The organism is Shewanella sp. 11B5 (assembly GCF_002836795.1).
Classification (GTDB): domain Bacteria; phylum Pseudomonadota; class Gammaproteobacteria; order Enterobacterales; family Shewanellaceae; genus Shewanella; species Shewanella frigidimarina.
The window spans coordinates 1-3925 of sequence record NZ_PJAP01000598.1 but is presented as its reverse complement, the minus strand read 5'-3'; the positions used below and the strand labels follow the sequence as shown (position 1 = coordinate 3925).

At 41.2% G+C, this 3925-nt stretch carries 6 protein-coding genes; 2 read left to right on the top strand and 4 right to left on the bottom strand.

From position 1 onward, the window contains the following. The 3 genes from glsB to trmB all read right to left on the bottom strand — a co-directional run. On the bottom strand, nucleotides 1-841 hold an 841-nt coding region (gene glsB / locus CXF78_RS13905), incomplete at its 3' end, for a glutaminase B (RefSeq protein ID WP_102037134.1). Between the two features lie 6 nt (nucleotides 842-847). Further along, nucleotides 848-1174, bottom strand: a complete 327-nt coding sequence (locus CXF78_RS13900) for a 50S ribosome-binding protein YggL (RefSeq protein WP_102037133.1) — start codon at nucleotides 1172-1174, stop codon at nucleotides 848-850. A gap of 35 nt (nucleotides 1175-1209) precedes the next feature. Beyond that, nucleotides 1210-1926: a tRNA (guanosine(46)-N7)-methyltransferase TrmB gene (gene trmB, locus CXF78_RS13895; protein ID WP_011638320.1), complete on the bottom strand. Its 717-nt coding sequence runs from the start codon at nucleotides 1924-1926 to the stop codon at nucleotides 1210-1212. 249 nt (nucleotides 1927-2175) lie between these two features. On the opposite strand from trmB, the gene mutY reads away from it, so the two are divergent. Both mutY and CXF78_RS13885 read left to right on the top strand, forming a co-directional pair. Then, entirely contained in the window at nucleotides 2176-3249 is a 1074-nt protein-coding gene (gene mutY / locus CXF78_RS13890; protein WP_102037132.1) for an A/G-specific adenine glycosylase, read from the top strand. A gap of 34 nt (nucleotides 3250-3283) precedes the next feature. After that, nucleotides 3284-3562, top strand: coding sequence for an oxidative damage protection protein (locus CXF78_RS13885; protein WP_011638322.1), 279 nt, complete (start codon nucleotides 3284-3286; stop codon nucleotides 3560-3562). An 89-nt stretch (nucleotides 3563-3651) separates the two neighbouring features. Here CXF78_RS13885 and CXF78_RS13880 read toward each other — a convergent pair. Further along, on the bottom strand, nucleotides 3652-3925 hold a 274-nt coding region (locus CXF78_RS13880; protein ID WP_180957146.1), incomplete at its 5' end, for a YceI family protein.

Sequence of the window (3925 nt, the reverse complement as noted above, 5' to 3'; positions counted from 1 at the left end):
TATCTAATTCAGGAGACCATACACAAATAGACATATCACCAGGGATTACGGCAATAATGCCTCCACCCACGCCACTTTTACCTGGCATTCCCACTCGATAAGCAAACTCTCCTGCGCCATCGTATAATCCAGATGTCGCGAGTAAAGCATTGAGTTGCCTAGTTTGCACTGGTGACACTAAGCTGTCACCATCAAGCGTTTTACCGCGGTTAGCCAAATAGAACATCGCACGGGATAAATCAGCGCAATTCATTCTTAATGCACAGTAATGAAAATAGCTTTTAAGCACGGTATTGACGTCGCCCTCAAAATTACCAAATGACTTCATTAAATAGGCAATAGATGCATTACGAGCACTGAACTGGAACTCAGAATCCGCCACGACTTTATCGTAAGATAATGTTGGGTTTTGACTCAATTGACGTACCACTTCGAGCATTCGATGTTTAGGCGCCCCTAAACGAGCTTGCAACAAGTCGGCAATGACAAGTGCACCTGCATTAATAAAAGGGTTTCGAGGTTTACCACGCTCTAATTCGACCTGTACCAGCGAGTTAAATGAATGTCCTGAGGGTTCTTTACCCACACGACTCCAAATTTCATCTTCGGTATATAAATTAAGTGCCAGGGTAAGGCTAAAGACTTTTGAAATACTTTGAATTGAAAACGGTTCGAGGTAATCACCCGCACCAATTGTTTGACCGTCAACAGTGGTAACTGCAATCCCTATTTTATTAGGGTCAACGCAGGCAAGAGCAGGAATATATCCTGCAACCTTGCCTTTACCCAATAGCGATCTTACTTTATCGACAGCTTCTTGAAGTAATAATTGCTCAGGCAATTTAGCTTAACCCCACCAGATATCGTACAAATCACTGACTTCGAGGTTAGATACAGGCTTGTCTTTCCAGAATGCATTCACTGCAGCGGTATCTTCATAAGTACATTTACCGATAGCTTGGGTAGCAATAATACCTTCCCATTGCTTGTGTCCACCACCGTGGAAACCTAATTGACGAGGTTCAATGACTTCAACAAGAAATTGATCAACTAAGTTATCAATATCTGCCTCAGAAACAGACTCATCAAAAGTCCAGTTGATTTCAAAGCCTAATTCTTGAAACTCATCAACTCGTAATTTTTTACGTAAACGACGACTACGATTTTGCGCCATGGTGTATTCTCCGATTGCTGAAAGTGTAGTTGTGATTAAGCAGTACGCTCAAACATGATATCCCATACGCCGTGACCGAGTCTGTGGCCTCTTGCCTCAAACTTGGTCAGTGGACGATGCTCTGGACGTTCGACAACTGTACCAGTTGTTGATTGATTTTTATAACCTTCTGCGGCATTCATTATTTCTAACATATGCTCGCTGTAATTCTCCCAATCGGTTGCCATGTGAAACACACCACCAATTTTAAGCTTACGGCGGATAAGTTGTACAAACTCGGCTTGCACAATCCGGCGCTTATGATGACGTTTTTTATGCCATGGATCAGGGAAAAACAATTGTACGCGCTCAAGTGAACCATCAACAATGCTGTGCTCTAGCACTTCCATTGCATCGTGATGATATACACGTAAGTTAGTCACTTCAGCAGCACCAGCCTCAGAAAGACACGTACCAATACCTGGCTTATGCACTTCTATGCCAATAAAGTTTTGTTCTGGGGCAGCTTTTGCCATTTGCACTAATGATGCACCCATACCAAAACCGATTTCTAATACGGTATCAGCATCGCGACCAAACACTTGAGTTAACTCCAACGCTTGTGGAGTATAATCAAGTCCCATTGCTGGCCAATGTGCTTCAATTGCTTGAGATTGACCTTTGGTTAAACGGCCTTCGCGTAAAACAAAACTTCTGATTTTACGAATATACTTACCGTCTTCGTTAAATTCAGCTGTGGTAACGTCGCTCATCTTTGCCTCATTGTCTGCGTACTTTATTGTGCTGTTATAACTAATAATTAACTAAAACAGTGCCAAAATATTATTCCAACACTATTTAACAGCACATTACGCATTGCTATCTGTAATAGATCGTTTTTAAACTCAGTTGGGCATTATACCTAAACTCATTGCACATGTTTACGCTAATTTAGTGCAAACGTGTGATTTTAAATAGCAGGGCCACTTGTGTAATAAAATGGCTATAGCTACACTGCGCCCATGAAAAATTTGACTCCATTTTCTGAGCGTATCATCGCTTGGTATGACCTTCATGGTCGTAAATCGCTGCCATGGCAGATCAATAAAACACCTTATCGAGTTTGGGTGTCGGAGATCATGCTCCAGCAAACTCAAGTCGCGACGGTTATTCCTTATTATGAAAAGTTTATGGCGCGTTTCCCTAGCGTTATAGATCTTGCTAATGCTCATCAAGATGAAGTGCTACATTTATGGACTGGCCTAGGTTATTACGCTAGAGCGCGTAATCTACATAAAGCGGCTCAGCATATTCGTGATGCTTTAAATGGACAATTCCCCACACAGTTTGATGATGTGGTTGCGTTATCTGGAATAGGTAAATCGACTGCTGGCGCAGTGTTATCCTTATCGCTCGGTCAACACCACTCAATTTTAGACGGTAATGTAAAACGAGTTTTGGCACGACATGGTGCTATTGAAGGTTGGCCGGGACAAAAGCACGTTGAACAACAATTGTGGCAATTAACCGATGCGTTAACACCAGCCAAAAACGTTGAAAAATTTAACCAAGCTATGATGGATATTGGTTCAAGTGTTTGTACCCGCAGTAAACCTAATTGTGCTGCCTGCCCTGTAGCAATTGATTGTGTGGCTCAACAGACAGGTCATCAAAGTTTATATCCTGGTAAAAAACCTAAAAAAGTAACGCCAGAAAAATCAGCGTTTATGGTGGTTTTAGTCGATAACAGCGAAGATTCAGTAAAAGTTCAGCTTATTCAGCGTCCACCTGCTGGTATATGGGGGGGATTATGGTGTTTTCCACAATTTGAACATCAAGCAGAATTAGATGATTATTTAACGCTGCATAATTTGACAGAATCAGAGCAAGGGCTTGCAGGGTTTAGGCATACATTTAGTCATTTCCACCTTGATATTCAACCAGTGCTAGTTGAACTATCTGTCGATCAAGCAACAGGCATCATGGAACAAACCTCGGCTCTCTGGTATAACATAGAGCAACCTGCGAAAGTCGGGTTGGCAGCCGCTACAGAACGTATTTTGGCTAATTTAGCCGTACTTTTCGCGACACATTAGTTTTTAATGTAATTAAAGTTAGTAAGGAATCATCATGGCTCGCACAGTTCACTGTCAACACCTAAACAAATCAGCTGACGGCTTAGATTTTCAGCTTTACCCAGGCGAATTAGGTAAGCGCATTTTTGACAATATCGGTAAAGAAGCTTGGGGCTTATGGCAAAAGAAACAAACAATGCTCATTAATGAGAAAAAGCTCAATATGATGAATGTTGATGACCGCAAGTTTCTTGAAGAGCAAATGACTAATTTTTTATTTGAAGGTAAAGACGTTGAAATCGAAGGCTATGTTCCTCCAGCTGAAGATGAATAACGTAACAACATAATCAATAACTGTATTAAACAACAAAGCCGCTTAACTTAGCGGCTTTGTTTTTAGTTGTTAATCACGAATCCAACATATTATTGTTTAACGCCTTCCACGACTAATGCTAATTCAACGTTTGCAGAAGCTGGACCTAAATCCATTTTGACACCAAAATCTTTCATTGCAAAAGTGGTTTTGCCACTAAAGCCTGCACGGTATCCACCCCATGGATCTTTACCTTCACCAATAGCAACGGCATCAATGCTTAACGGCTTTGTCACACCATTTAAAGTAAAGTCACCATTAATTACAAACTGGTTATTTCCTTTATCAACAATTGATGTTGATGAAAAAGAGGCTTCAGGGAAT

Coding starts and splice junctions, on each gene's coding strand:
- trmB (WP_011638320.1), bottom strand. CDS start 1,926: ATGAGCGACGTTACCACAGCTGAATTTAACGAAGACGGTAAGTATATT.
- mutY (WP_102037132.1), top strand. CDS start 2,176: ATGAAAAATTTGACTCCATTTTCTGAGCGTATCATCGCTTGGTATGAC.
- CXF78_RS13885 (WP_011638322.1), top strand. CDS start 3,284: ATGGCTCGCACAGTTCACTGTCAACACCTAAACAAATCAGCTGACGGC.
- CXF78_RS13900 (WP_102037133.1), bottom strand. CDS start 1,174: ATGGCGCAAAATCGTAGTCGTCGTTTACGTAAAAAATTACGAGTTGAT.